This is a genomic window from Pseudomonas sp. NBB, assembly GCF_032701105.1.
Classification (GTDB): Bacteria; Pseudomonadota; Gammaproteobacteria; order Pseudomonadales; family Pseudomonadaceae; genus Aquipseudomonas; species Aquipseudomonas asiatica.
This window is the reverse complement of sequence record NZ_CP103994.1, coordinates 5,693,947-5,719,747: the sequence shown is the minus strand read 5'-3', so window position 1 is coordinate 5,719,747 and position 25,801 is coordinate 5,693,947. Positions and strand designations below refer to the sequence as shown.

The window sequence follows — 25,801 nt, the reverse complement described above, 5'->3', positions numbered from 1 at the left end:
CAGGACGCGGCTGTCGAACAACGGAGAAGCACATGAGCGTCAACAACCCGCAAACCCGTGAATGGCAAACCCTGAGCGGGGAGCATCACCTCGCGCCCTTCAGCGACTACAAGCAGCTGAAGGAGAAGGGGCCGCGCATCATCACCAAGGCCCAGGGTGTGCATTTGTGGGATAGCGAGGGGCACAAGATCCTCGACGGCATGGCTGGCCTGTGGTGCGTGGCTGTGGGCTATGGCCGTGAAGAACTGGTGCAGGCGGCAGAAAAGCAGATGCGCGAGCTGCCGTACTACAACCTGTTCTTCCAGACTGCCCACCCGCCTGCGCTGGAACTGGCCAAGGCAATCTCCGACGTGGCGCCGCAAGGCATGACCCATGTGTTCTTCACCGGCTCCGGCTCCGAAGGCAACGACACCGTGCTGCGCATGGTCCGCCATTACTGGGCGCTGAAAGGCAAGCCACAGAAGCAGACCATCATCGGCCGCATCAACGGCTACCACGGCTCCACCGTGGCTGGCGCCAGCCTGGGCGGCATGAGCGGCATGCACGAGCAGGGCGGCCTGCCGATTCCTGGCATCGTGCATATCCCGCAGCCTTACTGGTTCGGCGAAGGCGGCGACATGACCCCGGACGAGTTCGGGGTGTGGGCGGCCGATCAGCTGGAGCAGAAAATCCTCGAAGTCGGCGAAGACAACGTCGCCGCCTTTATCGCCGAGCCGATCCAGGGCGCCGGCGGCGTGATCATCCCGCCGGAAACCTACTGGCCGAAGGTGAAGGAGATCCTCGCCAAGTACGACATCCTGTTCGTCGCCGACGAAGTGATCTGCGGTTTCGGTCGTACCGGCGAGTGGTTCGGCTCCGACTACTACGACCTCAAGCCCGACCTGATGACCATCGCCAAGGGCCTGACTTCCGGTTACATCCCCATGGGCGGTGTGATCGTGCGTGACACCGTGGCCCAGGTACTCAGCGAAGGCGGCGACTTCAACCACGGCTTCACCTACTCCGGCCACCCGGTAGCGGCGGCGGTGGGCCTGGAAAACCTGCGCATCCTGCGCGACGAGAAAATCGTCGAGAAGGCGCGCACCGAAGCGGCACCTTATTTGCAAAAGCGTTTGCGTGAGCTGCAGGACCACCCTCTGGTGGGCGAGGTACGCGGCCTGGGCCTGCTCGGCGCGATCGAGCTGGTCAAGGACAAGGCCACCCGCAGCCGTTACGAAGGCAAGGGCTTAGGCATGATCTGCCGCACCTTCTGCTTCGAAAACGGCCTGATCATGCGTGCGGTGGGTGACACCATGATCATTGCGCCGCCGCTGGTGATCAGCCATGCAGAGATCGACGAACTGGTGGAAAAGGCACGCAAATGCCTGGACCTGACGCTCGAAGCGATTCGTTGACAGTTTGCTAGGCTAGCGATGTGACATTAAGTCGTTACAAGGCCCTGCTTTCCTTGATACAGAGCCTTGTAACTTGCCAGACTAGCGACTGTTTCAGTCGCCGCGCGCTCTGCACCGTAGGTCCTGGCTGCTGAACAGTTGGCTAAATAAAAAATTCTGGAGCATTACGCATGAATAAATTGGGCAAGACGTTGCTGGCCACCGCCCTGATGGGTGCCATGGCTACCGCTGTTCAGGCTGAAGACAAGGTGTTGAACGTCTACAACTGGTCGGACTACATCGCTCCGGACACTATCGCCAAGTTCGAGAAGCAGTCGGGCATCAAGGTCAAGTACGACGTATTCGACAGCAACGAAACCCTCGAAGCCAAGCTGCTGGCAGGCAAGTCGGGCTATGACATCGTCGTGCCTTCGAACAACTTCCTGGCCAAGCAGATCAAGGCTGGCGTGTACGAGGAACTGGACCGCTCCAAGCTGCCGAACTGGAAGAACCTCGACCCTGACCTGCTCAAGGCCGTTGGCGATGCCAGCGACAAGGACAACAAGCACGCCTTCCCGTACATGTGGGGCTCGATCGGCATCGGCTACAACCCGGAGAAGGTCAAGGCCGCGCTGGGCGTGGACAAGATCGACTCGTGGGACGTGGTGTTCAAGCCTGAGAACATCGCCAAGCTCAAGAGCTGCGGCGTGAGCTTCCTCGATGCCCCGACCGAAATGCTCCCGGCTGCGCTGCACTACCTGGGCCTGCCGAGCAACAGCACCAAGAAGGAAGACCTGAAGGCCGCCGAGGACCTGTTCCTCAAGATCCGTCCTTCGATCACCTACTTCCATTCGTCCAAGTACATCGGCGACATGGCCAACGGCAACATCTGCGTAGCTGTCGGTTACTCGGGTGACCTGGAGCAGTCCAAGGCCCGTGCCCACGAAGCTGGCGACAAGGTCAAGGTGGACTACGTCATTCCGAAGGAAGGTGCCGGTACCTTCTACGACATGGTCGCCATCCCCAAGGATGCCGAGCATAAAGACGCTGCCTACCAGTTCATGAACTTCCTGATGCAGCCGGAAATCATGGCCGAGATCACCAACGCCGTGCGCTTCCCGAACGGCAACGCTGCCGCCACCCAGTTCGTGGACAAGGAAATCACCAGCGATCCGAGCATCTATCCGCCAGCTGACGTGAAGAAGCAGCTGTACGCGATCGCTGCGCCTGAAGCGTCTGCCCAGCGTGTGATCACCCGCAGCTGGACCAAGATCAAATCGGGCAAATAAGCCCGATGCGGTACCTCTGGGCCGGGGAACCCCGGCCCAGAGCCAGTGAAAGGCAATTGATGATTGCGGCATCGAAGCTGCGAAGGTAAGTTGCGCGCCGGTTTTGCGTGTGCGGCAGCACTGTCGCTACCCAGGCACTGATTGTGAGGACCACCCACTTGTCCATTTCTGTATTCCGCAAGGCCTTGATGGCTGGAGCGGGCCTGACGCTGGCATGCAGCGTCCAAGCGGCGCCTACGGTGCACTTCTACAACTGGTCCGACTACGTCGGCCCGACCACACTCGCGGACTTCGAGAAAGCCACGGGCATCAAACCCGTGCAAGACGTGTTCGACTCCAACGAAACCCTGGAAGGCAAACTGCTGGCCGGCAACACCGGCTATGACGTGGTCGTGCCATCCAACCATTTCCTCGGCAAGCAGATCAAGGCGGGCGCGTTCCAGAAGCTCGACAAGAACCTGCTGCCCAACTATTCCAACCTGGACCCGGCGCTGATGAAGCGCCTGGAAAGGAACGACCCGGGCAACCAGTACGCCGTGCCTTACCTGTGGGGCACAAACGGCATCGGTTACAACGTCGACAAGGTGAAGGCCGCGCTGGGCGTGGACACCATCGACTCTTGGGCAGTGCTGTTCGAGCCCGAGAACATGAAGAAGCTCGCCAAGTGCGGCGTGGCCTTCCTCGACTCGGCGGACGAGATGCTGCCGGCGGTGCTCAACTACATGGGGCTGGACCCCAACAGCACCAATGCCAAGGACTACCAGGCCGCCGAGAAAAAGCTGCTGGCGGTACGCCCGTACGTGACCTACTTCCACTCGTCCAAGTACATCACCGACCTGGCCAACGGCGACATCTGCGTCGCGGCAGGTTTCTCGGGTGATGTGTTCCAGGCCAAGGCGCGCGCCGAAGAAGCGAAGAAGGGCGTGAACCTGGCCTACGCAATTCCCAAGGAAGGCGGCAACCTCTGGTTCGACGTGCTGGCGATTCCCAAGGACGCCAAGAACGTCAAAGAGGCGCATGCCTTCATCAACTATTTGCTGAAGCCTGAGGTTATCGCCCAGGTCAGTGATTACGTCGGTTACGCCAACCCGAACCCCAAGGCTGGCGACCTGATGGACCAGGCCGTGAGGACTGACGCCGCGGTTTACCCACCGCAGGAAGTGCTGAACAAGATGTTCGTGAATTCAGAGTTGCCACCCAAGGTGCAACGGCTGATGACCCGTAGCTGGACCAAGGTCAAGTCGGGCAAGTAAAAATCCAGGCCCGTGGCGGCACCTTTAGAACAGGGCTCGCGGGCACAAAAATCTTGTTGGGAGTTTCACTCATGGCAGTTGCCTCCGGTGCCTATAAAAAAGCCCTCGAGGGTGGCCAGCAACCCAAGCAGGTGCTGGTCAAGATCGACCGGGTCACGAAAAAGTTCGACGAAACGGTAGCCGTGGACGATGTGTCCCTGGAAATCCGCAAGGGCGAGATCTTCGCTCTGCTGGGGGGCTCCGGTTCCGGCAAGTCCACCTTGCTGCGCATGCTGGCCGGCTTCGAGCGCCCGACCGAAGGGCGGATCTTCCTCGATGGCGTCGACATTACCGACATGCCGCCCTACGAGCGGCCGATCAACATGATGTTCCAGTCCTACGCGCTGTTCCCGCACATGACCGTGGCGCAGAACATCGCCTTCGGCCTGCAGCAGGACAAGATGCCCAAGGCCGAGATCGACGCCCGCGTGGCCGAGATGCTCAAGCTGGTGCACATGACCCAGTACGCCAAGCGCAAGCCGCACCAGCTGTCCGGCGGCCAGCGCCAGCGCGTGGCACTGGCCCGCTCGCTGGCCAAGCGCCCCAAGCTGCTGCTGCTCGACGAGCCGATGGGTGCACTGGACAAGAAACTGCGTTCGCAGATGCAGCTGGAACTGGTGGAGATCATCGAGCGCGTTGGCGTGACCTGCGTGATGGTGACCCACGACCAGGAAGAGGCCATGACCATGGCCCAGCGCATCGCCATCATGCACCTGGGCTGGATCGCCCAGATCGGCTCGCCGGTGGACATCTACGAGACGCCTACCAGCCGCCTGGTGTGCGAGTTCATCGGCAACGTCAACCTGTTCGAAGGTGAAGTGGTCGACGACGCCGAAGGCCACGCGATCATTGCCAGCCCGGAGCTGGAGCGCAAGATCTATGTCGGCCACGGCATCACCACGTCGGTGGAAGACAAGCACATTACCTACGCCCTGCGCCCGGAAAAGATGCTGGTCACCACCCAGCAACCGACCTGCGAGCACAACTGGTCGCGCGGCAAGGTTCACGACATTGCCTACCTGGGTGGCCACTCGGTGTTCTACGTCGAGTTGCCGAGCGGCAAGGTCGTCCAGTCGTTCGTCGCCAACGCCGAGCGCCAGGGCACCCGCCCGACCTGGGGCGATGAAGTGTACGTGTGGTGGGAAGACGACAGCGGCGTGGTACTGCGGTCATGAAACTGCGCAAGCTCAAGCGAGCCTTCCAGCGTATTACCCCGGAGGGGCGGCACCTGGTGATCGGCGTGCCGTTCATCTGGCTGTTCCTGTTCTTCATGCTGCCGTTCTTCATCGTGCTGAAGATCAGCTTCGCCGAAGCCGACGTGGCGATCCCGCCGTATACCGAGATCTACAGCTACGTCGAAGACAAGCTGCAGCTGGTGCTCAACCTGGCCAACTATGGCCTGTTGACCGAGGATGAGCTGTATATCTCGGCCTACCTGGGCTCGCTGAAGATGGCCTTCTTCAGCACCCTGCTGTGCCTGCTGATCGGCTACCCGATGGCCTATGCCATTGCCAACGCCAAGAAGGAGACCCAGACGGTCCTGCTGTTGCTGATCATGATGCCGACCTGGACCGCGATCCTGATCCGCGTCTATGCCTGGATGGGCATTCTCAGCAACAACGGCCTGCTCAACGGCTTCCTGCTGTGGACCGGGTTGATCGACCAGCCGCTGCAGATCCTCAACACCAACCTGGCGGTGTACATCGGCGTGGTCTATTCGTACCTGCCGTTCATGATCCTGCCGCTGTTCGCCAACCTGGTGAAGCACGACCCGAGCCTGCTCGAGGCCGCTTCGGACCTGGGTTCGAGCACCTTCAACAGCTTCTGGAAGATCACCGTACCACTGTCGAAGAACGGCATCATCGCCGGCTGCATGCTGGTGTTCATCCCGGTGGTGGGCGAGTTCGTGATTCCTGAACTGCTTGGCGGCCCGGAAACCCTGATGATCGGCAAGGTGCTGTGGCAAGAGTTCTTCAACAACCGTGACTGGCCGGTGGCCTCTGCGCTGGCGGTGGTCATGCTGGCGATCCTGATCGTGCCGATCCTGCTGTTCAACCGCAGCCAGGCCAAAGAAATGGAGGGCAGGGCATGAAGCGCTTCAGTTTCTCCAAGCTGATGCTGGTGCTCGGCTTGCTGTTCATCTACCTGCCGATGCTGATCCTGGTGATCTACTCGTTCAACGCCTCCAAGCTGGTGACGGTGTGGGGTGGCTGGTCGGTGAAGTGGTACGTCGGCCTGCTCGACAACACCCAGTTGATGGGTTCGGTGATGCGTTCGCTGGAAATCGCCTGCTACACGGCGGTGGCGGCGGTGGCGCTGGGTACCTTGGCGGCGTTCGTGCTGACCCGGGTTACCCGCTTCAAGGGCCGCACGCTGTTCGGTGGCCTGGTTACCGCGCCGCTGGTAATGCCTGAGGTGATCACCGGCCTGTCGCTGTTGCTGCTGTTCGTGGCCATGGCGCAGATGATTGGCTGGCCGCAGGAGCGCGGCATCGTCACCATCTGGATCGCCCATACCACGTTCTGTGCCGCGTATGTAGCGGTGGTGGTGTCGGCACGCCTGCGGGAGCTGGACCTGTCGATCGAGGAAGCGGCGATGGACCTGGGTGCCAAGCCGTGGAAGGTGTTCTTCCTGATCACCATCCCGATGATCGCGCCGTCGCTGGCTGCGGGCGGCATGATGTCGTTCGCCCTGTCGCTGGATGACCTGGTACTGGCGAGCTTCGTCTCCGGCCCTGGTTCGACCACCTTGCCGATGGAAGTGTTCTCGGCGGTGCGCCTGGGCGTGAAGCCGGAGATCAACGCCGTGGCAAGCTTGATCCTGCTGTCGGTATCGCTGGTGACCTTCTTCGTCTGGTACTTCAGCCGCCAGGCCGAAGAGCGCCGTCGCAAGGCGATACAGCAGGCGATCGAAGAGGGCGCTGCAGCGAATGCTTCGCAGCCACAGGTGAAGCGCCCGGCGCAGGTTGCGGCGTCTGCCTGATCTGGCCTCTTCGCGGGTGAACCCGCTCCCACAGGAATATCACTGCCTCGAGCCTGTGTTAATCCCTGTGGGAGCGGGTTTACCCGCGAAGGCCCCAGCACAGATTCAAAGCCAGACTGCATCCCAATGTGGATAGTCCCTGACACTTCTGACCAGGCCTGCCCGCAAGGGGTTGGCAACAATGTACCTGGCGACATGCACCATGCTTTCTTCCCTTCTTAATGCCCGGTCCTGATACCCAGACTGCCATACCGGATCATGCTCAACCCCCGCCTGATGCAAAACCAGACTGGACCTGGACTTGAACCTTCGCATCAAGGTGCCCAACGTCGTACCTTTCAACTCAATCAGCCAATGCAGATGGTCCGGCATCAGCACCCAGGCCAATGATCGGCAGGCATGTTCCTGGTCTGATTGTCGCAGTTGGTGAATGACCAGCCGGGCATGGTGGAAATCATGGAACAGCGGCTTGCGCTGGTGGGTGACGGTGGTCAGCAGATAGAGCCGGCCAAGTTCTGAATAGCGACCACGGCGAAGCAGGTGAGACTGGGCTCGCGACATTGGCTTCTTCCTTGAAAAGCAGGTGACTTTTCAAAGGTAGTGGCTGAGATACAGGTGCTGCGTAGATCATGGTTTCTGAATATGGCAGAAGCTTGCGGATGGCAGTACCGGCCCTTTCGCGGGTGAACCCGCTCCCACAGGTATTGCGCAGGTCCTGAAGGCTGCACATAACCCTGTGGGAGCGGGTTCACCCGCGAAGAGGCCCTGAAGGTGTACGACTTTTCATCAACTCAAACCAAAGGCTTCAGTTGGATCGGCTTGGGAATTATCCTACGAGCCGTGTGGAAGCTGCTCTGTTGTAGGGGAAATGCCCCAGGGATAACGTCGTCGAGTCGCCAATCAAGGTGACCGGGTGTGAGAAACCCGCTCGATGTTGAACAGGCTTCCTGTCATGGCGGCCTTGCGTGGGCAGGCCTCGGCCTGGCCGGGTTCAATGTCCTCGGTTTTCTCACCCCGCGTACGGCTGCCACCCCTTATCCGTGAGAAAGATGAGCTGGCGGTTCTATAAACGACATTGGATTCCGACCATGACAACGCACGTTCCAGATCACCCAAAAAACAGCAGCACCGTCGGTAAAGAAACCTGCATGGACCTTTTCCGCGTCCAGGCCAATATCCCTTTCAACCATGCCTTCTCCGAACTCTCCGTCATGCTCGGGTGCATCAATCACCTGACGACCGAAGCCGAGATGGAAAATGACCGGCTGGCCGGTAGTGCCGCGAGAATTCTGAGCGGTTTTGCCAAAGCACTGATCGATGACATCGAACTGGGACTGAACAAGGCTTCAGTTCAGCTCTGACCTGTACCGGCCCTTTCGCGGGCACGCCCGGTCCCACAGGTACAGCGCAGGCTTGAGGCTGGCGACCATCCTGTGGGAGCGGGCGTGCCCGCGAAGAGGCCCGCGCAGGCGCTGGAAATGCCTAATAAATTCCCGTCAGTTCTTTAAATTACGAATCTTTTTCACGCCAGCAGGGAGCTCTGTCGTTGGTGCGCCCGGTGTTGGATGTCTATTCGCTGGTGTGCTTCCAAAATTCGCTGGTGTGCTCGAACCTACACTAGGCTGGATCCTTGCTCGAGGGATAATGTACGTTCGTGGAGCCATGTAAAGCCCATTGAGTTCGAAACTCTCGTTGTTGCTCTCGGGCGGAACGGAATTTAGCTTCTCGCGGCACTTCGGTGATTATTGTTTTGGGGAATCCCGGGCGGTTGAGCAGTATTCCCTCTGCCCACGGGGGCACCCCGCGATGGTCGTAGAGGGATGCGCTTACCCAGGTTATAGGCACCCGCCGCAAGCGCGACGGCTGTAAGTAACCCAGATACGCCCTGTAGAACATCTCGGGCTTTAGGATCTTTTACAATAAAACTTGCAGTGAGTGTTCCAAGGCTGGCTAATTCTGTCGTAGCCATAAAAAGTAATGAGAAAGAAAAGTGCCCGGTGGGGTCAACGTTGTTCACCGGGTCCCCTACACAATACGCGTAGGGGTTCAACCCACCTTCCTCAAACGGGCTTTCATCATCGGGGCTGCACAACCTCTGCAGCACGGGACTATACTGACGATAGCCATTACCCAGCGAGTAACAGTCTGTTACTTCGTCCAGCTGCTCGCCATTGAATCCCAAAGGCATATTAGAATCGGCAGAGGCCGGGCGTTGGCCGTACGGGGTATAACGGTACTGCGTTCTACCAGCCTGTTCGAACGCACTCATCACTGTGTTGCTGCTGTTCACTGCGAAGAGTAAAAGCGGTGTATCTGCACCTGCCGTGCGTTGTGCCAAGAGGTTCCCCTCATGGTGAAAATACGAGCGTGTTACAGACCCGCAGATTTCGGTGGTACATCTGTTGTTCTGGTAAAAACGGAGTGAAGTTTCGCGCGCGTCCATATGGCTTCTCAGTTTCAGACTTTGACAGAAATTGCCCAGGCGTAGCTGAGTTTGTCGGTTCGACCAAGGTCATCTCACTATGTAACGGTCGCATGCTTCCAGCTACTGGCATAAATGCTAGGTTTTTGGTGGACCGTCTGACCTGTGCGGCCGATTCGCAGACCCGCCCGCCCGACAGGCGCTGAAAATGCTGAACTGATCCCCGTCAGTGATGTTTATCGAACCCTGATCTACGCTAACAGTCGCATCCCACGAATCATTTGCGCGCAAGCAAGGAGCCTGCATGACGTTGATACGTCCGCTGTTGGTCGTCTGCCTGGGGCTTGTGTCCCTGCTGTCGGGCTGTAGTAAGGAAGAAACCACCGAAACATTGCCACGCGTAGGCGTGCAACAGGTATCCCCCACCGATTTCGCTGCCAGGGTCACCCTGACTGGCGATGTGCAGGCGCGGGTGCAGACCGACCTGTCGTTCCGGGTGGGCGGCAAGATCATTTCGCGCAGCGTCGATGTCGGCGACCACGTAAAGGCCAACCAGGTGTTGGCGCGGCTGGACCCGAAAGACCTGCAGAACAATGTCGACTCGGCCAAGGCCGAGGTGTTCGCCGCGCAGGCGCGGGTCACCCAGACCAGCGCTGCCTTCGTACGCCAGCAAAAGCTGTTGCCCAAGGGCTACACCAGCCAGAGCGAATACGATTCCGCCGAAGCCGCGCTGCGTAGCAACCAGAGCGCGCTCAAGGCCGCACAGGCACAATTGGCCAATGCCAACGAACAACTGAGCTATACCGCGCTGGTCTCCGAGGCCGATGGGGTCATCACCGAGCGCCAGGCCGAGGTTGGCCAGGTGGTGCAGGCGACCATGCCGATCTTCAGCCTGGCCACCGATGGCGACCGTGATGCCGTGTTCAATGTCTACGAATCGCTGCTGGTGGCTCCGCCAAGCGACGCCGGCGTGATCGTCAGCCTGCTGGACGACCCCAAGGTCCAGGCCCGTGGCTTCGTGCGCGAAATCACCCCCACGGTGTCCGCGCAAAGCGGCACGGTACAGGTCAAGGTCGGGCTGAGGGATGTGCCGCCAGGGATGCAACTGGGTGCACCGGTGACGGCCACCACCAATGCCCAGGGCCGGCCAAGTATCGAGCTGCCATGGTCGGCACTGACCAAAGCCCTGCATGAGCCCGCCGTGTGGGTGGTGGGCGAGGGTGACAAGGTAGAGCTGCGCAAGGTCGAGGTCAGCCGTTACCTCACCGGCAGGATCGTGGTCGCCAGTGGCCTGAAAGGCGGCGAGACCGTGGTGGTCAATGGCGGGCAGTTGCTGCACCCCGGCATGCAGGTGCTGAAGATCGATGCCAAGGCCAAAGGGGGTGAGCTATGAAGCGCCTGCTGCTGATGCTGTCGGCCGGCGTGCTGTTGGCCGGCTGCAGTAGCGAGGATGAAGTGCCGGAACCGATTCGGCCGGTGCTGTCGGTCAAGGTCGAACCCCAGGTGCAGTCGCAGCTCGGCCGCTTCGCCGGCAGTATCCAGGCCCGTTTCGAAAGCACCTTGGGCTTCCGGGTTTCCGGGCGTATTGCCCGGCGCTGGCTGGATGTGGGCGCCCAGGTGAAACCGGGCGATACCCTGGCCACCCTCGACCCGACCGACCAGCAGAACCAGTTGCGCGCCGCCGAAGGCGACCTGGCCAAGGTGCAGGCGCAGTGGATCAACGCCCAGGCCGATGCCCGCCGGCAGCAACAGCTATATGACCGTGGCGTAGGCGCCCAGGCCCAGCTGGATATCGCCCAGACCAACCTGAAAACCACCAGCGCGGCGTTGGAGCAGGCGCGCTCTGCACTCAGCCAGGCGCGTGACCAGCTCGACTACAGCACCCTGCGCACCGACCACGCCGCGGTAATCACTGCCTGGCAGGCCGAAGCCGGGCAAACCGTCACCGCCGGCCAGGCCGTGGTAACCCTGGCCAGGCCGGATGTGAAGGAAGCGGTGATCGATCTGCCGATCGGCCTGGCCGAGCAGTTGAGCAAAGGCCTGACCTTCACCGTTGCTTCGCAGCTGGACCCGACCATCAACACCACCGCCAGCCTGCGGGAACTGGAACCCCAGGCCGACGCCACCACGCGCACCCGCCGCGCGCGCCTGACCCTGGCCAGCACCCCGGCGGCCTTCCACCTGGGCACTGCCATCAGCGTGACCCTGAGTTCGGAGGTGTCGCCGCGCAGCGAACTGCCCTTGAGTGCCTTGCTCGAGCGCGACGGCAAGACCCAGGTATGGGTGATTGATACGCAGCAGAAGACCGTGGCCACCCGTGATGTGGCCCTGATCGGTCGAACCGCCGACAGCATCGTCCTGACCTCGGGCGTACAGCCCGGCGAGCGGGTGGTGACTGCGGGCGTGAACAGCCTCAAGCCTGGCCAGAAGGTCACCTTCGACGAGGATGCGCAATGAAAGGAAGCTTCAACCTGTCCGACTGGGCACTCAAGCATCAATCGTTCGTCTGGTACCTGATGTTCGTCGGCCTGCTGATGGGGATCTTTTCCTACTTCAACCTGGGCCGTGAGGAAGACCCGTCGTTCACCATCAAGACCATGGTCATCCAGACCCGCTGGCCCGGCGCGACCCAGGACGAAACCCTGTACCAGGTCACCGACCGTATCGAGAAGAAGCTCGAGGAACTCGACTCCCTCGACTACACCAAAAGCTACACCCGCCCCGGCGAATCCACGGTCTACGTGTACCTGCGCGACACCACCAAGGCCAAGGACATCCCGGAAATCTGGTACCAGGTGCGCAAGAAGATCCAGGACATTCGCGGTGAGTTCCCTGCAGGCATCCAGGGGCCCGGGTTCAACGATGAATTCGGCGATGTGTTCGGTTCTATCTATGCCTTCACCGCCGACGGCCTGACCCTGCGCCAGCTGCGCGACTACGTGGAACAGGCGCGGGCCGAAGTGCGCGATGTGCCCAACATCGGCAAGATCGAGCTGATCGGCACCCAGGACGAAGTGCTGTACCTGAACTTCTCTACCCGCAAGCTGGCAGCCCTGGGCATCGATCAGCGCCAGGTCATGCAGGCCCTGCAATCGCAAAACGCCGTGACCCCTGCCGGCGTGATCGAGGCCGGGCCGGAACGTATCTCGGTGCGTACCTCCGGGCAGTTCACCTCGGAAAAAGACCTGGAAACCGTCAACCTGAAGATCAACGACCGCTTCTTCCGCCTGGCCGACATCGCCGATATCGAGCGTGGTTACGTCGACCCCCCTTCGCCAATGTTCCGCTACAACGGCCAGACGGCGTTGGGCCTGGCCATCGGCATGAAGGCCGGCGGCAATATCCAGGTGTTCGGCGCGGCGCTGAAAAAACGCATGGACCAGGTGGTCGAAGACCTGCCGGTGGGCGTCGGGGTGCACACTGTTTCCGACCAGGCCGTGGTGGTCAAGCAAGCGGTCGGCGGCTTTACCAGTGCGCTGTTCGAGGCGGTGGTGATCGTGCTGGCGGTGAGCTTCGTCAGCCTCGGCGTGCGTGCCGGGCTGGTGGTGGCCTGCTCGATCCCGCTGGTGCTGGCCATGGTGTTCGTGTTCATGGAGTACAGCGGTATCACCATGCAGCGGATTTCGCTGGGGGCGCTGATCATCGCCCTGGGCCTGCTGGTGGATGATGCGATGATCACTGTGGAAGTGATGGTCACACGGCTGGAAATGGGCGAAAGCAAGGAGCAGGCGGCGACTTTTGCCTATACCTCCACAGCCTTCCCCATGCTCACCGGCACCCTGGTGACTGTGGCCGGCTTCGTGCCGATCGGCCTCAACGCCAGTTCGGCCGGTGAATACACCTACACGCTGTTTGCGGTAATTGCCGTGGCACTGATGGTGTCGTGGGTGGTGGCGGTATTCTTCGCCCCGGTGTTAGGCGTGCACATCCTCAGCAGTGCCAAGCTCAAACACCATGAAGCCGAGCCGGGGCGCGTCGGCCGGGCCTTCGAGCATGGTTTGTTGTGGTGCATGCGCAACCGCTGGCTGACCATCATCGGCACCGTGGTGTTGTTCGCCCTGGCGATCTTCTGCGAACGCTTCGTGCAGAACCAGTTCTTCCCGTCCTCTGACCGCCCGGAAATCCTCGTCGACCTCAACCTGCCGCAGAACGCCTCGATCGAGGAGACGCGCAAGGTGGTCGACCGTTTCGAGGCGCGGATCAAGGACGACCCGGACCTGGTGCACTGGAGTACCTATATCGGCCAGGGCGCGATCCGCTTCTACCTGCCCCTCGACCAGCAGTTGCAGAACCCGTACTACGCGCAGTTGGTGATCGTCAGCAAGGGCTTCGAAGAACGCCAGGCCATGATGGAGCGCCTGCAGAAGATCCTGCATGAAGAATTCGTTGGCGTCGGCACCAACGTGCAATCGCTGGAAATGGGCCCACCGGTGGGCCGACCGATCCAGTATCGGGTAAGCGGTGCCAATATCGACGAGGTTCGCAAGCACGCCATCGAGCTGGCCACCTTGCTCGACCAGAACGAACACATCGGCGAGATGATCTACGACTGGAACGAGCCGGGTAAGGTGCTGCGCGTGGAAATCGCCCAGGACAAGGCGCGCCAGCTGGGCCTGTCGTCGGAGGACGTGGCCAATGTGATGAACAGCATCGTCAGCGGCGTGCAGATCACCCAGGTCAACGACAACATCTACCTGGTCGACGTGGTCGCCCGTGCCGAGGACAGCGAGCGTGGCTCGCCGGATACCCTGCAGAACCTGCAGATCCTGACACCCAACGGCACTTCGATCCCGCTGCTGGCGTTCGCCACCGTGCGCTACGAGCTGGAGCAGCCGCTGGTGTGGCGTCGCGACCGCAAGCCGACCATCACCATCAAGGCTTCGGTCAACGGCGACATCCAGCCCACCGACCTGGTGGCCCAGCTGAAGCCGAAGATCGACGAGTTCGCCAGCAAGTTGCCGGTGGGCTTCGAAGTGGCCACCGGCGGTACGGTGGAGGAGAGCGCCAAGGCGCAGGGGCCGATCCGCAAGGTCATCCCGCTGATGCTGTTCCTGATGGCGACGTTCCTGATGATCCAGCTGCACAGCGTGCAGAAGCTGTTCCTGGTGGTCAGCGTGGCGCCGCTGGGGTTGATTGGCGTGATCATTGCGCTGGTGCCCACAGGTACGCCCATGGGCTTCGTGGCGATTCTCGGCATTCTCGCGCTGGCGGGCATCATCATTCGTAACTCGGTGATCCTGGTGACGCAGATCGACGAGTTCGAAGCCCAGGGCTTGTCGCCGTGGGATGCGGTGGTGGAGGCAACCAACCACCGGCGCCGGCCGATTCTGCTGACCGCGGCGGCGGCGAGCCTGGGCATGATCCCGATTGCCCGCGAGGTGTTCTGGGGGCCGATGGCCTACGCCATGATTGGCGGGATCATCGTGGCGACCCTGCTGACGCTGCTGTTCCTGCCGGCCTTGTATGTGGCTTGGTACAAGATCCGCGAGCCACAGAAACACAACTGAAGCCCTGCACGGGCTCTGTGGGAGCGGGTTCACCCGCGAATGCGATGGTGGAACCACCGCCGCATTCGCGGGTGAACCCGCTCCCACAGGGTCTTCCGTCGCTTTCAAAATTGTATTTTGTTTTGGTTATATAAACATTCTCAAACAGTATTTTTAAGAATAACCCCGCCTCACTACTATTGCCCTCAAGCCAGGCGCAAATCCCCTTCAAACCTCAGCCCGGCACCCTCACTCCAAGGAGAACGAGCATGAGTGCATCTGTGCGTAGCATCGACGGTCAGGACGAAGCCACCATTCTGCGGGAAATCCAGAGCGCTCTGCGCGACCTGCGATTCGGTGCGGTGGAGATCACCGTGCACAACGCTCAGGTCGTACAGATCGAGCGCAAGGAGAAGTTCCGCCTGCAGCAGCCCGGCAACAAGACCGGCTGATCGCACCACACATTCAAAAACTAGAAAAATGCCAATCGGGAGCTTCACCATGTCCATCCGCCGTTATGCGCTTGCCGCCTTGGCCAGTGCTGTTTTTGCCGGTTCCGCCATCGCCAAGGACTACGAACTGCTGAACGTGTCCTACGACCCGACCCGCGAGCTGTACCAGCAGTACAACGCCGAGTTCATCAAGCACTGGCAGCAGGCCCACCCGGGCGACAAGGTGAAGATCCAGCAATCCCACGGCGGTTCGGGCAAGCAGGCCCGTGCGGTGATCGACGGCCTGCGTGCCGACGTGGTGACCCTGGCCTTGGCCGGCGACATCGATGAAGTCGCCAAGCTCGGCAAGACCCTGCCAGACAACTGGCAGACCCGCCTGCCGGATGCCAGCACCCCGTACACCTCGACCATCGTGTTCCTGGTGCGCAAGGGCAACCCGAAAGGCATCAAGGACTGGGGCGACCTGATCAAGAAGGACGTGTCGGTCATCACCCCCAACCCGAAAACCTCCGGCGGCGCCCGTTGGAACTTCCTGGCGGCCTGGGCCTATGGCCTGAAGGCCGGCGGTAGCGAAGAAAAGGCCAAGGAGTACGTGCAGGAGCTGTTCAAGCACGTCCCGGTGCTGGATACCGGCGCCCGTGGCTCGACCATCACCTTCGTCAATAACGGCCAGGGCGATGTGCTGTTGGCCTGGGAAAACGAAGCCTTCCTGGCGCTGAAGGAAGACGGTGGCGCCGACAAGTTCGAGATCGTCGTGCCGTCGTTGTCGATCCTCGCCGAACCGCCGGTGGCGGTGGTGGACAAGAACGCCGAGAAGAAGGGCAATACCGAGATTGCCACCGAATACCTCAAGCACCTGTACAGCCCGGCCGGGCAGAAGATCGCAGCCGAGAACTTCTACCGCCCGCGTGACGAGAAGGTCGCTGCCGAGTTTGGCAAGCAGTTCCCGAAACTGGACCTGGTGACCATCGACAAGGACTTTGGTGGCTGGAAGACTGCACAACCTAAATTCTTCAATGATGGCGGTGTGTTCGACCAGATCTATCAGGCACAGTAAGGGCCAAGGAAAAGCGGGGCCGCCATGCGGCCCATTCGCGACGCAAGGCCGCTCCCACAAGGAACCGTAATCTCCTGTGGGAGCGGCCTTGCGTCGCGATTGGGCTGCAAAGCAGCCCCAGGATTCAGAAGCTTGCACCGGCCCGGGATCTGTCCCGGGTTTCGTGCGTTCAACCAGGGATATTTATGTCACGTCGCATTTCCCCCGTCATACCCGGCTTCGGGCTGACGCTGGGTTACACCTTGGTGTACCTCAGCCTGATAGTGCTGATACCGCTGGCCGCCATGTTCGTGCATGCCGCGCAGCTTACCTGGGAGCAGTTCTGGAACATCATCAGTGCACCGCGGGTGATCGCCGCGCTCAAGCTGAGTTTCGGCACCGCCCTGTTCGCCGCCATCATCAATGGTGTGATCGGTACCCTGCTGGCCTGGGTGCTGGTGCGCTACACCTTCCCAGGGCGCAAGATCATCGATGCAATGATCGACCTGCCGTTCGCCCTGCCCACCGCCGTGGCCGGTATTGCCCTGACCGCCCTGTACGCACCCTCGGGCTGGGTCGGCCAGTTCGCCACCGACCTGGGCTTCAAGATCGCCTACACCCCACTGGGCATCACCCTGGCGCTGACCTTCGTCACCCTGCCGTTCGTGGTGCGTACGGTGCAGCCGGTGCTGGCCGACATTCCGCGTGAAGTGGAGGAGGCCGCTGCCTGCCTGGGCGCCAAGCCGCTGCAGGTGTTCCGCCATGTGCTGGCGCCAGCGCTGCTGCCTGCCTGGCTGACAGGTTTTGCCCTGGCCTTCGCCCGCGGCGTGGGCGAGTATGGTTCGGTGATCTTCATTGCCGGCAACATGCCGATGAAAACCGAGATCCTGCCGCTGCTGATCATGGTCAAGCTCGACCAATACGACTACACCGGCGCGACCGCCATCGGCGTGCTGATGCTGGTGGTTTCCTTCATCCTGCTGCTGCTGATCAACCTGCTGCAGCGCCGCATCGAAACCCCTTGAAGGAGGCCGGCATGTCCAGTTCATCCCTGAATGCAACCGCCGCCGCCAACGCCGCCCGCCGGGGCAGCGCCACTTCGCGGCGTATCCTGATCGGCCTTGGCTGGCTGGTGTTCGCGCTGTTCCTGCTGCTGCCACTGGTGATCGTGGTGTCGCAGGCGCTGAAGAACGGCTTTGGCACCTTCTTCGAGGCGATCTTCGAGCCTGACGCATTGTCGGCGCTGAAGCTGACCCTGCTCGCCGTGGCCATTTCGGTGCCGCTGAACCTGGTGTTCGGTGTCAGCGCCGCCTGGTGCGTGAGCAAGTACACCTTCCGTGGCAAGAGTATCCTGGTCACCCTGATCGATCTGCCGTTCTCGGTGTCGCCGGTGATCGCGGGCCTGGTCTACGTGCTGATGTTCGGCGCGCAAGGCCTGTTCGGGCCATGGCTGCAGGACCACGATATCCAGATCGTGTTCGCCCTGCCGGGCATCGTCCTGGCCACCATCTTCGTCACCGTACCGTTCGTGGCCCGTGAGCTGATCCCGCTGATGCAGGAGCAGGGCACGCAGGAAGAGGAGGCCGCGCGCTTGCTCGGCGCCAATGGCTGGCAAATGTTCTGGCACGTGACCCTGCCGAACATCAAATGGGGCCTGATCTACGGGGTGGTGCTGTGCACCGCGCGGGCCATGGGCGAGTTTGGCGCGGTGTCGGTGGTGTCCGGCCACATTCGCGGCGTGACCAACACCTTGCCGCTGCACGTGGAGATCCTCTACAACGAGTACAACCATGTCGCGGCCTTCAGCGTGGCCAGCCTGTTGCTGATCCTGGCGCTCTTCATCCTGCTGCTCAAGCAGTGGAGCGAGAACCGTATTAACCGCCTGCGCCACAGCGCCGCGGAGGAATGATTCATGTCGATCGAAGTTCGTAACGTCAGCAAGCGCTTCAACAGCTTCCAGGCCCTGGACAACATCAACCTGGACATCAACAGCGGCGAGCTGGTGGCGCTGCTTGGCCCTTCCGGCTGCGGCAAGACCACGTTGCTGCGCATCATCGCCGGCCTGGAAACCCCCGACCAGGGCAATATCGTGTTCCATGGCGAGGACGTGTCCGGCCATGACGTGCGCGACCGCAACGTCGGTTTCGTGTTCCAGCACTACGCGTTGTTCCGCCACATGAGTGTGTTCGACAACGTTGCCTTCGGCCTGCGCATGAAGCCCAAGGGCGAGCGCCCGAGCGAGAGCAAGATAGCCGAGAAGGTGCATGAACTGCTGAACATGGTGCAGCTGGACTGGCTGTCCGACCGCTACCCCGAGCAGTTGTCCGGTGGCCAGCGCCAGCGTATCGCCCTGGCCCGTGCGCTGGCGGTGGAGCCCAAGGTGCTGCTGCTGGACGAGCCTTTCGGTGCGCTGGATGCCAAGGTGCGCAAGGAGCTGCGCCGCTGGCTGGCGCGCCTGCACGAGGACATCAACCTGACGTCGGTGTTCGTCACCCACGACCAGGAAGAAGCCATGGAGGTGGCTGACCGCATCGTGGTGATGAACAAGGGCGTGATCGAGCAGATCGGCTCGCCGGGCGAGGTGTACGAGCACCCGGCCAACGATTTCGTCTACCACTTCCTTGGTGACTCCAACCGCCTGGCCCTGAGCGAAGGGCATCATGTGCTGTTCCGCCCCCACGAAGTGTCGCTGTCGCGGCACGAGACCGAAGGGCACCATGCGGCCGAGGTGCGCGACATTCGGCCGTTGGGCGCGACCACGCGGGTGACCTTGAAGGTGGAGGGGCAGAGCGAGCTGATCGAGGCCGAAGTGGTCAAGGACCATGACAGCCTGACCGGGTTGGCGCGGGGGGAGACATTGTTCTTCCGGCCGAAGGTTTGGCAGAAGGTGGCGGATATCTGAGTCGCCTTTGATAATGAAAAAGCCCGGGGTTGGTCCCGGGTTTTTTATGCCTGATGGATCGAGGGCGCAGCCCTCGCGGCAATCTCATGCCTTACGCGAACATTTCGCATGCCGGCAATGCATGATTGAAAGCCCGCCCGGCTACAGCCCGCGAATTCCGCAGCTTTGCCACAATTCTTCAAAAATATATTCAGTAAAGTTCTAACCATAATTCTAAAAATTACTTTAAGAGATAAGCCCCTGACACCGATGATTCAGCCACACACCTGAATCGAGTCCCAGGAGCTTGATCAATGGGTAATGTCCAGCGCGGGCCATGGCGGCTATCGAACGTGCGGGGATCAGCAAGCTGGCGGTGATTACCGCGCGCTGAACCCGTGAACTTTCTTCAAGCAAGTGCTTAGGGGCCATATCTCTTGGCAGGGGATGGCCCCTTTTTTTTTGCGTGATCCCTGTGGGAGCGGGCGTGCCCGCGAACACGGGCGAAGCCCGTGCCATCCACCGCGGTGCTTGCTTCGCGGGCATGCCAGCTCCCACAGGGGGGCGCACAATATCGATATTTTGGTTATTAATAAATATCTTCTTATTCCTTTACTGATATAACTCCCTCCCTATACTTGTCTCCAAGCACGCAAACTCACTGGAGGCGTCCCCATGCGCAATGAGTCAATTCGTTACCTGATTGTGCCGGGCTGGCAAGGATCGCCAGACAACCATTGGCAAAGTCACTGGCAGCGCACCTTGCCCAACAGTGCCCGGGTCGAGCAGCACGACTGGCTGACCCCGCAACGCCAGGACTGGGTGCAGGCACTGGAGCAGGCGATTGCCGCCGAGCGCTCGCCGGTGATTCTGATTGCCCATAGCCTGGGCTGCATAACCGTCGCTCATTGGGCCGCGCAGGCCAGCCCGGCCCTGCTGCGGCGGGTACGTGGCGCGCTGCTGGTGGCACCCGCTGACGTAGAGCGGCCAACCTGCGCGCCGGCTCTGCGCAACTTCGCGCCGATCCCGACCGAAGCACTGCCATTCCCCAGCCAGGTGGTCAGCTCGGACAACGACCCGGCCGTGAGCGTGCCAAGGGCGTTGTATCTGGCCCAGGTCTGGGGCGCCGAAGCAGGGCTGCTGACCAACGCCGGGCACATCAACGTCAAGTCCGGCCATGAGCGCTGGGAACAAGGTTTCGCCTACTTGTATCGCTTGCAGAGCCGGGTCGAGCAGCGCGCACTGCGCCGCGCCTGATCGCCCTTACTGTTTACCGTTTGCCTGACGCCCGGCCATTGAAGGTCTGGGGCGGGAGTTCGTCATGACTTTTCAAAACCCTTTTGGCCAGCCGTTGCTGACCTTCCCTGAACTGGACAAGAGCCCGCTGAGCATCCGCGCCAAGGCGCTGGTGTTCATCGACCCACGTTCGCAGCAGCTGCGCGAGGAGCTCGAGCACCTGGCGCCACAACCCTTGCCAGTGCTGATCCGTGGCGAAACCGGTACCGGCAAGGAACTGCTGGCTCGGCAGATCCACCGTGCCAGTGACCGCAGCGGGTTGTTCGTGTCGGTCAACTGCGCTGCCATCAGCCCCACCTACGCCGATGCCGAGCTGTTCGGCTACAGTGCCGGCAGCCAAGGCGGCACAGCCAGCAGCCGTGCCGGCTGGTTCGGCTCGGCCAACGGCGGCACGTTGTACCTGGACGAGATCGCCGACTTGCCGCTGGCCATCCAGGGCAAGCTGCTGGCCGCCCTTGAAAACCGTGAGGTTACCCGGGTGGGCGCGCAGCAGCCGCAACCGGTGGACGTGCGCCTGGTAGCCGCCACCAGTATCGACCTGGCGCGGGTGGTGCGCGCGGGGCGTTTCAACGAGCGCCTGTACCAGTACCTGCGCGAGGGCACGCTGGAGCTGCCGCCACTGCGCGAGCGGCCGGGCGATATCCTGCCGTTGGCCGAGTACTTCGTGGGCATCTACAGCGTGCGCCTGCAGCGGCCTGTGCCGCTGGTTAGCGAGGCGGCACAGCAGGCGCTGGAGGCACACCCCTGGCCCGGCAACACCCGTGAACTGGAGAATGTCATCCACTTTGCCTTGCTGCTGAATGATGGCGAGGAGATCCTGGCAGAGGACCTGGACCTGCCCGACCCTGCGCGCTAGGCACTGCTCAAAAGCAAAATGGCTGATAGCATTTTGTTTTTGGAATAAGCAGCTAAATAAAAGATATTTTTACGGAATAAAGAATCTGGGTATTGTCCGCCTCACGCCCGCTGGTGAACCGGTTGGGCACCCGATTCGCCATCGTCGATGGCCCAGAACCAGAACAAGGATCACCATGAAGAAGACCCTGCTGACCACTGCCCTGGCCGCTGCCCTGTCGTTTGCCGGCCTGGCTACCGCCGCCGAGAAACTGGTTGTCGCCGCCACCCCGGTACCGCACGCCGAAATCCTCGAGCTGATCAAGCCGACCCTGGCCAAGGAAGGTGTGGACCTGCAGATCAAGGTTTTCACCGACTACGTGCAGCCGAACGTGCAGGTTGACCAGAAGCGCCTGGACGCCAACTACTTCCAGACCCTGCCTTATCTGCAGAACTTCAACGAAGGCAAGGGCACCCACCTGGAAACCGTGATCGGCGTGCATGTCGAACCCTTTGGTGGTTACTCGAAGAAGGTCAAGAGCCTGAGCGAACTGAAAGAAGGCGCTACCGTTGCCATCCCTAACGAGGGCAGCAACAGCGGCCGCGCCCTGCTACTGCTGCAGAAGGCTGGCCTGATCACCCTGAAGGATCCGAAGAACGCCCTGGCCACCCCCAAGGACATTGCCGAGAACCCGAAGAAGCTGAAGTTCCGCGAGCTTGAGTCGGCCATGCTGCCGCGCGTGCTGGACCAGGTCGACCTGGACATGATCAACACCAACTACGCCCTGGAAGCCGGCCTGAACCCGGCCAAGGACGCGCTGGTGATCGAAGGCAGCGACTCGCCATACGTGAACTTCCTGGTCGCCCGCCCGGACAACAAGGACAGCGAAGCCATCCAGAAACTGGCCAAGGCCCTGACCAGCCCGGAAGTGAAGGAGTTCATCGCCAAGAAGTACCAAGGTGCGGTGCTGCCGGCGTTCTGATGCGCTTGCATTACCTGGCATGACCCAACGCCGACACCCTTGTGTCGGCGTTTTTATGTGTGGGCATAGTTACCTGTGGGAGCGGGTTTACCCGCGAACACGGGCGAAGCCCGTGCCATCCACCGCGTTGCCTGCTTCGCGGGTAAACCCGCTCCCACAAGGGCTGCAAAGCAGCCCCGGCGATCTCACTGGTTACGCGGTAGCCAGTTCAACAGGAACTCATTCACCACCCGCGGGTTCTCCAGGCTGGAGATATGCCCCGCAAACGGAATCTGCGCCGCCAGGCAGCCAATGATCCGCGCCATTTCATTGGACTCTTCCGGCGGCCGCGGAATGTCCTGGTCGCCGCACATCAGGATGGTTCTCTCGCTCGGCAGCTGCTCGAGTTGCGCCAGCAGGTCGTGTCGTCCAAAGATTATCCGCCCCATGGGATCGAGGCTCTCGCGAATGATTTGTGCACTGCTTGCCTTCAGCTGAGCACGAAACCGCTCACGGATTTCAGGCACGGTCTGGCCGCCTGCGTGGAAAAAAATAGGCACGATGATGTCGAGCAACGGGTCGCTGAATTCGCCGGCTGCGCTGGCGGTATCCAGCAAGGCGAAATACTTGAGCCGAGTTTCCTCCGGCTCGGCGCCCAGGTAAGTGTCCATGAGCACCAGGCGATCAATTCGTTCAGGGTGGGTAGCAGCCAGCGGTGCCCCCCACATACCGCCTACCGACAGCCCGACCAGGTGGCACTTGGTAATTTCCAGTTTGTCCAGCAACGTCAGGTGCTGGTGGACCAAGCTGTTCATGTCGATGGTCGTGGCAGGCGGAGCATCGGAGCCGCCGTGGCCCCACAGCTCGGGGACGATGACGCGGAAGTGTGCTGAAAAGGCTTCGATTTGTGGCTGCCACATCTCGGCGGACCACAGGTAGCTGTGGCCGAGCAGGACCGGGAAACCCTGGCCCTGGTCGATGTAGCTCATGCGGGCGCCGTCGATTTCGATGAAGTGTCTTTGCATGGAATGGGTCTCGGCTGGGAGTGCTGTAGGGTATTCGAAATTGTCGGGGCCGCTTTGCAGCCCCTTTACTGAGCTGGCACCAGACGCAAGGTACTCTGCGCCGGAATCACCCCCATCTGCGCCTTCTGGTACTGCCCCTGCACATACCCTTCGGCCTGATCCGCAAAATGCCTGTCGAACGGCACGCCACTCTGCCCGACCGGGTTGGTGGTCAGCGCCTGCCCGGCATCGGAAAAGTCGACCAGCCGCCGCGTCGACGGCCCATAGGTCACCGGCCATGGCGCCGGGCCGATCTTCGCCGAGAGGTTGTTCGGCACTTCATGGGTGCCCGGTGCGGCGAACGGGCCGACGTTGAACAGCAGGTTCAGCGGCTTTTTGACCCCCAGCGGGTGGTTGTGGGTCAGGGTATGGGCCTTGCCCCACTGCCAACTGGCCGGGTCGTTGCCCAGGGTTTCCCGCAGGTGCTTCAAGGTGTTCTGCCACGCCATGCGCACCACGGCGTTACGGTCGGTGCGCTGGTTGGCTCCGCGGGTGTTCCACCACGGCGAATCGGCATCCGCCGCCAGGCGCGGCAGGGCGGCGTCGATGGCGCGGGTGCTGATAAGTACCGGGAACCAGGTGTCGCCCAGCTCGTCATGCAGGGCCGCGAATGCCAGCTCGTAGAGGAACTGGTTGAACAGCGTGGCACTGGTCGAGTCGAGCGGGTAGTCGCCGCTCCAGGCTGCCAGTTGCTCGACCAGCTCCTTCTCTTCGTCCCCTTCGGCCACTGCGCGTAGCGTTGCCAGCAGTGGTGCAAGGGTGCGCGGGCCATAGTCGCTGGCAGTGTCCAACTGCAGCGCCTGGCTATTTTGGGTATCCCACTTCACATCGGGGTTGGCCAAGTGGCGATCGAGCTGGCGGCCTCGGTCCGGCAGGTTGTAGTAACCGGGTATCGGCACTGCCGCCGGAGGCTGGTAGTTGGCCGAGACAATGTAGCCGCGTGCCGGGTTCTCCTGCTGGGGGTTGACGCTGAAGGGGTAGAAGCCGAGCTTGTCCGCCTGCGCACTGGCACCATCGAGGATGAACACGGGGTCGACGCCGTCGGGGCGGATCGGCAACTGCGCCGCCGCCCACCAGCCGATATCGCCACGGGCATTGGCCCAGACCAGGTTCAGCCCTGGCGCATGCACCTTGGCCGCAGCCTCGCGCATCTTGCCCAGGGTATCCGCGCGGTTGAGATGGTAGAAACCGTCGAGGAGCGGGTTTTCGGTTTCCAGGAACGCCCACCACATGGCGATTGGCGTGGGCCCGGCAGTGGCACCCAGCACGTCGTTGACGATCGGGCCATGGGGCGACCGGCGGAGGCTGAGGGTGACCGGTGCTTCGCCTTTAACGGCAATCTGCTGCTCGGTCTTTTCCAGCGCCTGCCATTTGCCATCGACCATCACCTGGTTGGCGTCGGCAGGGTTGGTGTGCTCGGCGATCAGGTCGACGTCGTCATTCTGGAACATGGTCAGGCTCCAGCCGAAGTCGCGGTTGTGGCCGAGCAGGGCGAACGGGTTGAGCGCCTGGAAGTAGCCATACAGGTTGAAGCCCGGCGCCGACAGCTCGGCCTCGTACCACACCGCCGGCACCGCAAAACCGATGTGCGGGTCGCCGGCCAGCAGCGGCCTGCCGCTGCGGGTGCGGCTGCCGGCCACGGCCCAGGCGTTGCTGCCCTCGAATTGAGGGATGCCCGCATCGCCCAGCACGTCATGGCTGAGGCGGGCGAGGGCCTCCAGGCTTTGCCAGTCGGCAGCGGCCAGCGGTGTACCCAAGGCACCCTCGGGCTGCCAGGCGAGATCGAAGATGTTCAGGTACTCAGGGCCCAGCTGGTCGCGGATATAGGTAAGCGCGGGTTCGGTGCGAAACGCGGCGGCGAAGCTGTAGGCCAGGTAGCCGGCGATGCTCAGGGTGTCTTCGGCGCTGAAGGGGCGTGGGGTGATGCCGAGCAGGTCGAACTCCACGGGTTTTGGGTGGCTGGCCTGCCAGCTGTTCACCCCGTCGAGGTAGGCCTGCAGGGCTTGCCAGGCGGGTGACTGGCGGTTCTGACGCTTGGCCATCAGTGCTGCCTGTTCGCGAATGCGCAGGCTGCGGAACAGGGTGTCGGTGGGCAGCAGCTTGTCGCCCAGTACCTCGGCCAGCTCGCCCCGGGCCAGGCGCCGCAGGATCTCCATCTGGAACAGCCGGTCCTGGGCATGCACGTAACCGAGAGCACGATACAGGTCCGGCTCGCTCTGCGCCTGCAGGTGCGGCACCCCACGGGCGTCGTAGCGCACGTTGACCGGCGCCTGCAGGCCGGCGATGGCCACCTCGCCCTCGCGTTGCGGCAGCTTGCCCTGCACATACCAGTATCCGGCGCCGGCGGCCACGGCAACCATCACGGCCAACAGGGTCAAGCTGCGCTTCATGCAGGCTCCTTGTGCGTTCAAGCGAAAAATGTGGTCCGATGA

Annotated in this window: 22 protein-coding genes; 18 read left to right on the top strand and 4 right to left on the bottom strand. The window is 61.6% G+C overall.

The window, feature by feature from the left end; all coding sequences use genetic code 11:
• Window positions 1-32 precede the first annotated feature (32 nt).
• The 6 genes from NY023_RS26335 to NY023_RS26310 all read left to right on the top strand — a co-directional run bounded on the left by NY023_RS26335 (window position 33) and on the right by NY023_RS26310 (window position 6,936).
• Window positions 33-1,394, top strand: a complete 1,362-nt coding sequence (locus NY023_RS26335) for an aspartate aminotransferase family protein (protein ID WP_013974707.1) — start codon at window positions 33-35, stop codon at window positions 1,392-1,394.
• A 170-nt stretch (window positions 1,395-1,564) separates the two neighbouring features.
• Window positions 1,565-2,662: a polyamine ABC transporter substrate-binding protein gene (locus NY023_RS26330; protein WP_013974706.1), complete on the top strand. Its 1,098-nt coding sequence runs from the start codon at window positions 1,565-1,567 to the stop codon at window positions 2,660-2,662.
• Window positions 2,663-2,820: 158 nt separating this feature from the next.
• Window positions 2,821-3,915: a polyamine ABC transporter substrate-binding protein gene (locus tag NY023_RS26325; RefSeq protein ID WP_044047171.1), complete on the top strand. Its 1,095-nt coding sequence runs from the start codon at window positions 2,821-2,823 to the stop codon at window positions 3,913-3,915.
• A gap of 71 nt (window positions 3,916-3,986) precedes the next feature.
• Window positions 3,987-5,129 (top strand): polyamine ABC transporter ATP-binding protein, encoded by a 1,143-nt coding sequence (gene potA / locus NY023_RS26320; protein WP_013974704.1) that lies wholly within the window; start codon window positions 3,987-3,989, stop codon window positions 5,127-5,129.
• Window positions 5,126-6,046, top strand: a complete 921-nt coding sequence (locus NY023_RS26315; RefSeq protein ID WP_013974703.1) for an ABC transporter permease subunit — start codon at window positions 5,126-5,128, stop codon at window positions 6,044-6,046. Before potA ends, NY023_RS26315 begins: the two co-directional genes overlap by 4 nt.
• On the top strand, window positions 6,043-6,936 hold the full coding sequence (locus NY023_RS26310) for an ABC transporter permease subunit (protein WP_003258560.1): 894 nt from the start codon (window positions 6,043-6,045) through the stop codon (window positions 6,934-6,936). The genes NY023_RS26315 and NY023_RS26310 overlap by 4 nt, the downstream gene beginning before the upstream one ends.
• Before the next feature lie 105 nt (window positions 6,937-7,041).
• Here the strand turns inward: NY023_RS26310 and NY023_RS26305 are convergent, their stop codons facing one another.
• Window positions 7,042-7,497, bottom strand: coding sequence for an REP-associated tyrosine transposase (locus NY023_RS26305; RefSeq protein WP_013974702.1), 456 nt, complete (start codon window positions 7,495-7,497; stop codon window positions 7,042-7,044).
• A gap of 527 nt (window positions 7,498-8,024) precedes the next feature.
• Here NY023_RS26305 and NY023_RS26300 point away from each other — a divergent pair.
• Window positions 8,025-8,297 (top strand): DUF3077 domain-containing protein, encoded by a 273-nt coding sequence (locus NY023_RS26300; protein ID WP_023660782.1) that lies wholly within the window; start codon window positions 8,025-8,027, stop codon window positions 8,295-8,297.
• A gap of 356 nt (window positions 8,298-8,653) precedes the next feature.
• Here NY023_RS26300 and NY023_RS26295 read toward each other — a convergent pair whose 3' ends face one another.
• Window positions 8,654-9,205 carry an RHS repeat-associated core domain-containing protein gene (locus NY023_RS26295; RefSeq protein ID WP_255248790.1) on the bottom strand — a complete coding sequence of 184 codons (552 nt, stop codon included), beginning with the start codon at window positions 9,203-9,205 and terminating at the stop codon, window positions 8,654-8,656.
• 457 nt (window positions 9,206-9,662) lie between these two features.
• On the opposite strand from NY023_RS26295, the gene NY023_RS26290 reads away from it, so the two are divergent.
• The 11 genes from NY023_RS26290 to NY023_RS26240 all read left to right on the top strand — a co-directional run bounded on the left by NY023_RS26290 (window position 9,663) and on the right by NY023_RS26240 (window position 22,326).
• Complete coding sequence (locus NY023_RS26290) at window positions 9,663-10,751, top strand: efflux RND transporter periplasmic adaptor subunit (protein ID WP_024087886.1); 1,089 nt, start codon at window positions 9,663-9,665, stop codon at window positions 10,749-10,751.
• Window positions 10,748-11,815, top strand: a complete 1,068-nt coding sequence (locus tag NY023_RS26285; RefSeq protein WP_013974699.1) for an efflux RND transporter periplasmic adaptor subunit — start codon at window positions 10,748-10,750, stop codon at window positions 11,813-11,815. The genes NY023_RS26290 and NY023_RS26285 overlap by 4 nt, the downstream gene beginning before the upstream one ends.
• Window positions 11,812-14,865 carry an efflux RND transporter permease subunit gene (locus NY023_RS26280; RefSeq protein ID WP_013974698.1) on the top strand — a complete coding sequence of 1,018 codons (3,054 nt, stop codon included), beginning with the start codon at window positions 11,812-11,814 and terminating at the stop codon, window positions 14,863-14,865. The genes NY023_RS26285 and NY023_RS26280 overlap by 4 nt, the downstream gene beginning before the upstream one ends.
• 248 nt (window positions 14,866-15,113) lie before the next feature.
• Entirely contained in the window at window positions 15,114-15,296 is a 183-nt protein-coding gene (oscA, locus tag NY023_RS26275) for a sulfur starvation response protein OscA (RefSeq protein ID WP_023660784.1), read from the top strand.
• Window positions 15,297-15,345: 49 nt separating this feature from the next.
• Window positions 15,346-16,353, top strand: a complete 1,008-nt coding sequence (locus NY023_RS26270) for a sulfate ABC transporter substrate-binding protein (RefSeq protein ID WP_013974696.1) — start codon at window positions 15,346-15,348, stop codon at window positions 16,351-16,353.
• A gap of 185 nt (window positions 16,354-16,538) precedes the next feature.
• On the top strand, window positions 16,539-17,357 hold the full coding sequence (cysT, locus tag NY023_RS26265) for a sulfate ABC transporter permease subunit CysT (RefSeq protein WP_013974695.1): 819 nt from the start codon (window positions 16,539-16,541) through the stop codon (window positions 17,355-17,357).
• Between the two features lie 11 nt (window positions 17,358-17,368).
• Complete coding sequence (cysW, locus tag NY023_RS26260) at window positions 17,369-18,241, top strand: sulfate ABC transporter permease subunit CysW (protein ID WP_015272212.1); 873 nt, start codon at window positions 17,369-17,371, stop codon at window positions 18,239-18,241.
• A 3-nt stretch (window positions 18,242-18,244) separates the two neighbouring features.
• Window positions 18,245-19,234: a sulfate/molybdate ABC transporter ATP-binding protein gene (locus NY023_RS26255; protein ID WP_013974693.1), complete on the top strand. Its 990-nt coding sequence runs from the start codon at window positions 18,245-18,247 to the stop codon at window positions 19,232-19,234.
• A gap of 654 nt (window positions 19,235-19,888) precedes the next feature.
• Window positions 19,889-20,470, top strand: a complete 582-nt coding sequence (locus NY023_RS26250) for an alpha/beta hydrolase (RefSeq protein ID WP_013974692.1) — start codon at window positions 19,889-19,891, stop codon at window positions 20,468-20,470.
• A gap of 64 nt (window positions 20,471-20,534) precedes the next feature.
• On the top strand, window positions 20,535-21,365 hold the full coding sequence (locus tag NY023_RS26245) for a sigma 54-interacting transcriptional regulator (protein WP_013974691.1): 831 nt from the start codon (window positions 20,535-20,537) through the stop codon (window positions 21,363-21,365).
• Window positions 21,366-21,540: 175 nt separating this feature from the next.
• Entirely contained in the window at window positions 21,541-22,326 is a 786-nt protein-coding gene (locus tag NY023_RS26240) for a MetQ/NlpA family ABC transporter substrate-binding protein (RefSeq protein ID WP_013974690.1), read from the top strand.
• Window positions 22,327-22,511: 185 nt separating this feature from the next.
• On the opposite strand, the gene NY023_RS26235 is transcribed toward NY023_RS26240, so the two are convergent.
• Together NY023_RS26235 and NY023_RS26230 are read right to left on the bottom strand one after the other, a co-directional pair.
• Window positions 22,512-23,330, bottom strand: coding sequence for an alpha/beta fold hydrolase (locus NY023_RS26235; protein WP_013974689.1), 819 nt, complete (start codon window positions 23,328-23,330; stop codon window positions 22,512-22,514).
• A 65-nt stretch (window positions 23,331-23,395) separates the two neighbouring features.
• Window positions 23,396-25,759, bottom strand: coding sequence for a penicillin acylase family protein (locus tag NY023_RS26230; RefSeq protein WP_013974688.1), 2,364 nt, complete (start codon window positions 25,757-25,759; stop codon window positions 23,396-23,398).
• Window positions 25,760-25,801: the final 42 nt, after the last annotated feature.

Bases quoted from the DNA above. Each gene is read 5' to 3' on its own strand.
- potA (WP_013974704.1), top strand. From the start codon at position 3,987: ATGGCAGTTGCCTCCGGTGCCTATAAAAAAGCCCTCGAGGGTGGCCAG.
- NY023_RS26270 (WP_013974696.1), top strand. From the start codon at position 15,346: ATGTCCATCCGCCGTTATGCGCTTGCCGCCTTGGCCAGTGCTGTTTTT.
- NY023_RS26240 (WP_013974690.1), top strand. From the start codon at position 21,541: ATGAAGAAGACCCTGCTGACCACTGCCCTGGCCGCTGCCCTGTCGTTT.
- NY023_RS26230 (WP_013974688.1), bottom strand. From the start codon at position 25,759: ATGAAGCGCAGCTTGACCCTGTTGGCCGTGATGGTTGCCGTGGCCGCC.
- cysT (WP_013974695.1), top strand. From the start codon at position 16,539: ATGTCACGTCGCATTTCCCCCGTCATACCCGGCTTCGGGCTGACGCTG.
- oscA (WP_023660784.1), top strand. From the start codon at position 15,114: ATGAGTGCATCTGTGCGTAGCATCGACGGTCAGGACGAAGCCACCATT.
- NY023_RS26280 (WP_013974698.1), top strand. From the start codon at position 11,812: ATGAAAGGAAGCTTCAACCTGTCCGACTGGGCACTCAAGCATCAATCG.
- NY023_RS26315 (WP_013974703.1), top strand. From the start codon at position 5,126: ATGAAACTGCGCAAGCTCAAGCGAGCCTTCCAGCGTATTACCCCGGAG.
- NY023_RS26295 (WP_255248790.1), bottom strand. From the start codon at position 9,205: ATGAGTGCGTTCGAACAGGCTGGTAGAACGCAGTACCGTTATACCCCG.
- NY023_RS26290 (WP_024087886.1), top strand. From the start codon at position 9,663: ATGACGTTGATACGTCCGCTGTTGGTCGTCTGCCTGGGGCTTGTGTCC.
- NY023_RS26330 (WP_013974706.1), top strand. From the start codon at position 1,565: ATGAATAAATTGGGCAAGACGTTGCTGGCCACCGCCCTGATGGGTGCC.
- NY023_RS26245 (WP_013974691.1), top strand. From the start codon at position 20,535: ATGACTTTTCAAAACCCTTTTGGCCAGCCGTTGCTGACCTTCCCTGAA.
- cysW (WP_015272212.1), top strand. From the start codon at position 17,369: ATGTCCAGTTCATCCCTGAATGCAACCGCCGCCGCCAACGCCGCCCGC.
- NY023_RS26285 (WP_013974699.1), top strand. From the start codon at position 10,748: ATGAAGCGCCTGCTGCTGATGCTGTCGGCCGGCGTGCTGTTGGCCGGC.
- NY023_RS26305 (WP_013974702.1), bottom strand. From the start codon at position 7,497: ATGTCGCGAGCCCAGTCTCACCTGCTTCGCCGTGGTCGCTATTCAGAA.
- NY023_RS26310 (WP_003258560.1), top strand. From the start codon at position 6,043: ATGAAGCGCTTCAGTTTCTCCAAGCTGATGCTGGTGCTCGGCTTGCTG.
- NY023_RS26300 (WP_023660782.1), top strand. From the start codon at position 8,025: ATGACAACGCACGTTCCAGATCACCCAAAAAACAGCAGCACCGTCGGT.
- NY023_RS26255 (WP_013974693.1), top strand. From the start codon at position 18,245: ATGTCGATCGAAGTTCGTAACGTCAGCAAGCGCTTCAACAGCTTCCAG.
- NY023_RS26335 (WP_013974707.1), top strand. From the start codon at position 33: ATGAGCGTCAACAACCCGCAAACCCGTGAATGGCAAACCCTGAGCGGG.
- NY023_RS26250 (WP_013974692.1), top strand. From the start codon at position 19,889: ATGCGCAATGAGTCAATTCGTTACCTGATTGTGCCGGGCTGGCAAGGA.
- NY023_RS26235 (WP_013974689.1), bottom strand. From the start codon at position 23,330: ATGCAAAGACACTTCATCGAAATCGACGGCGCCCGCATGAGCTACATC.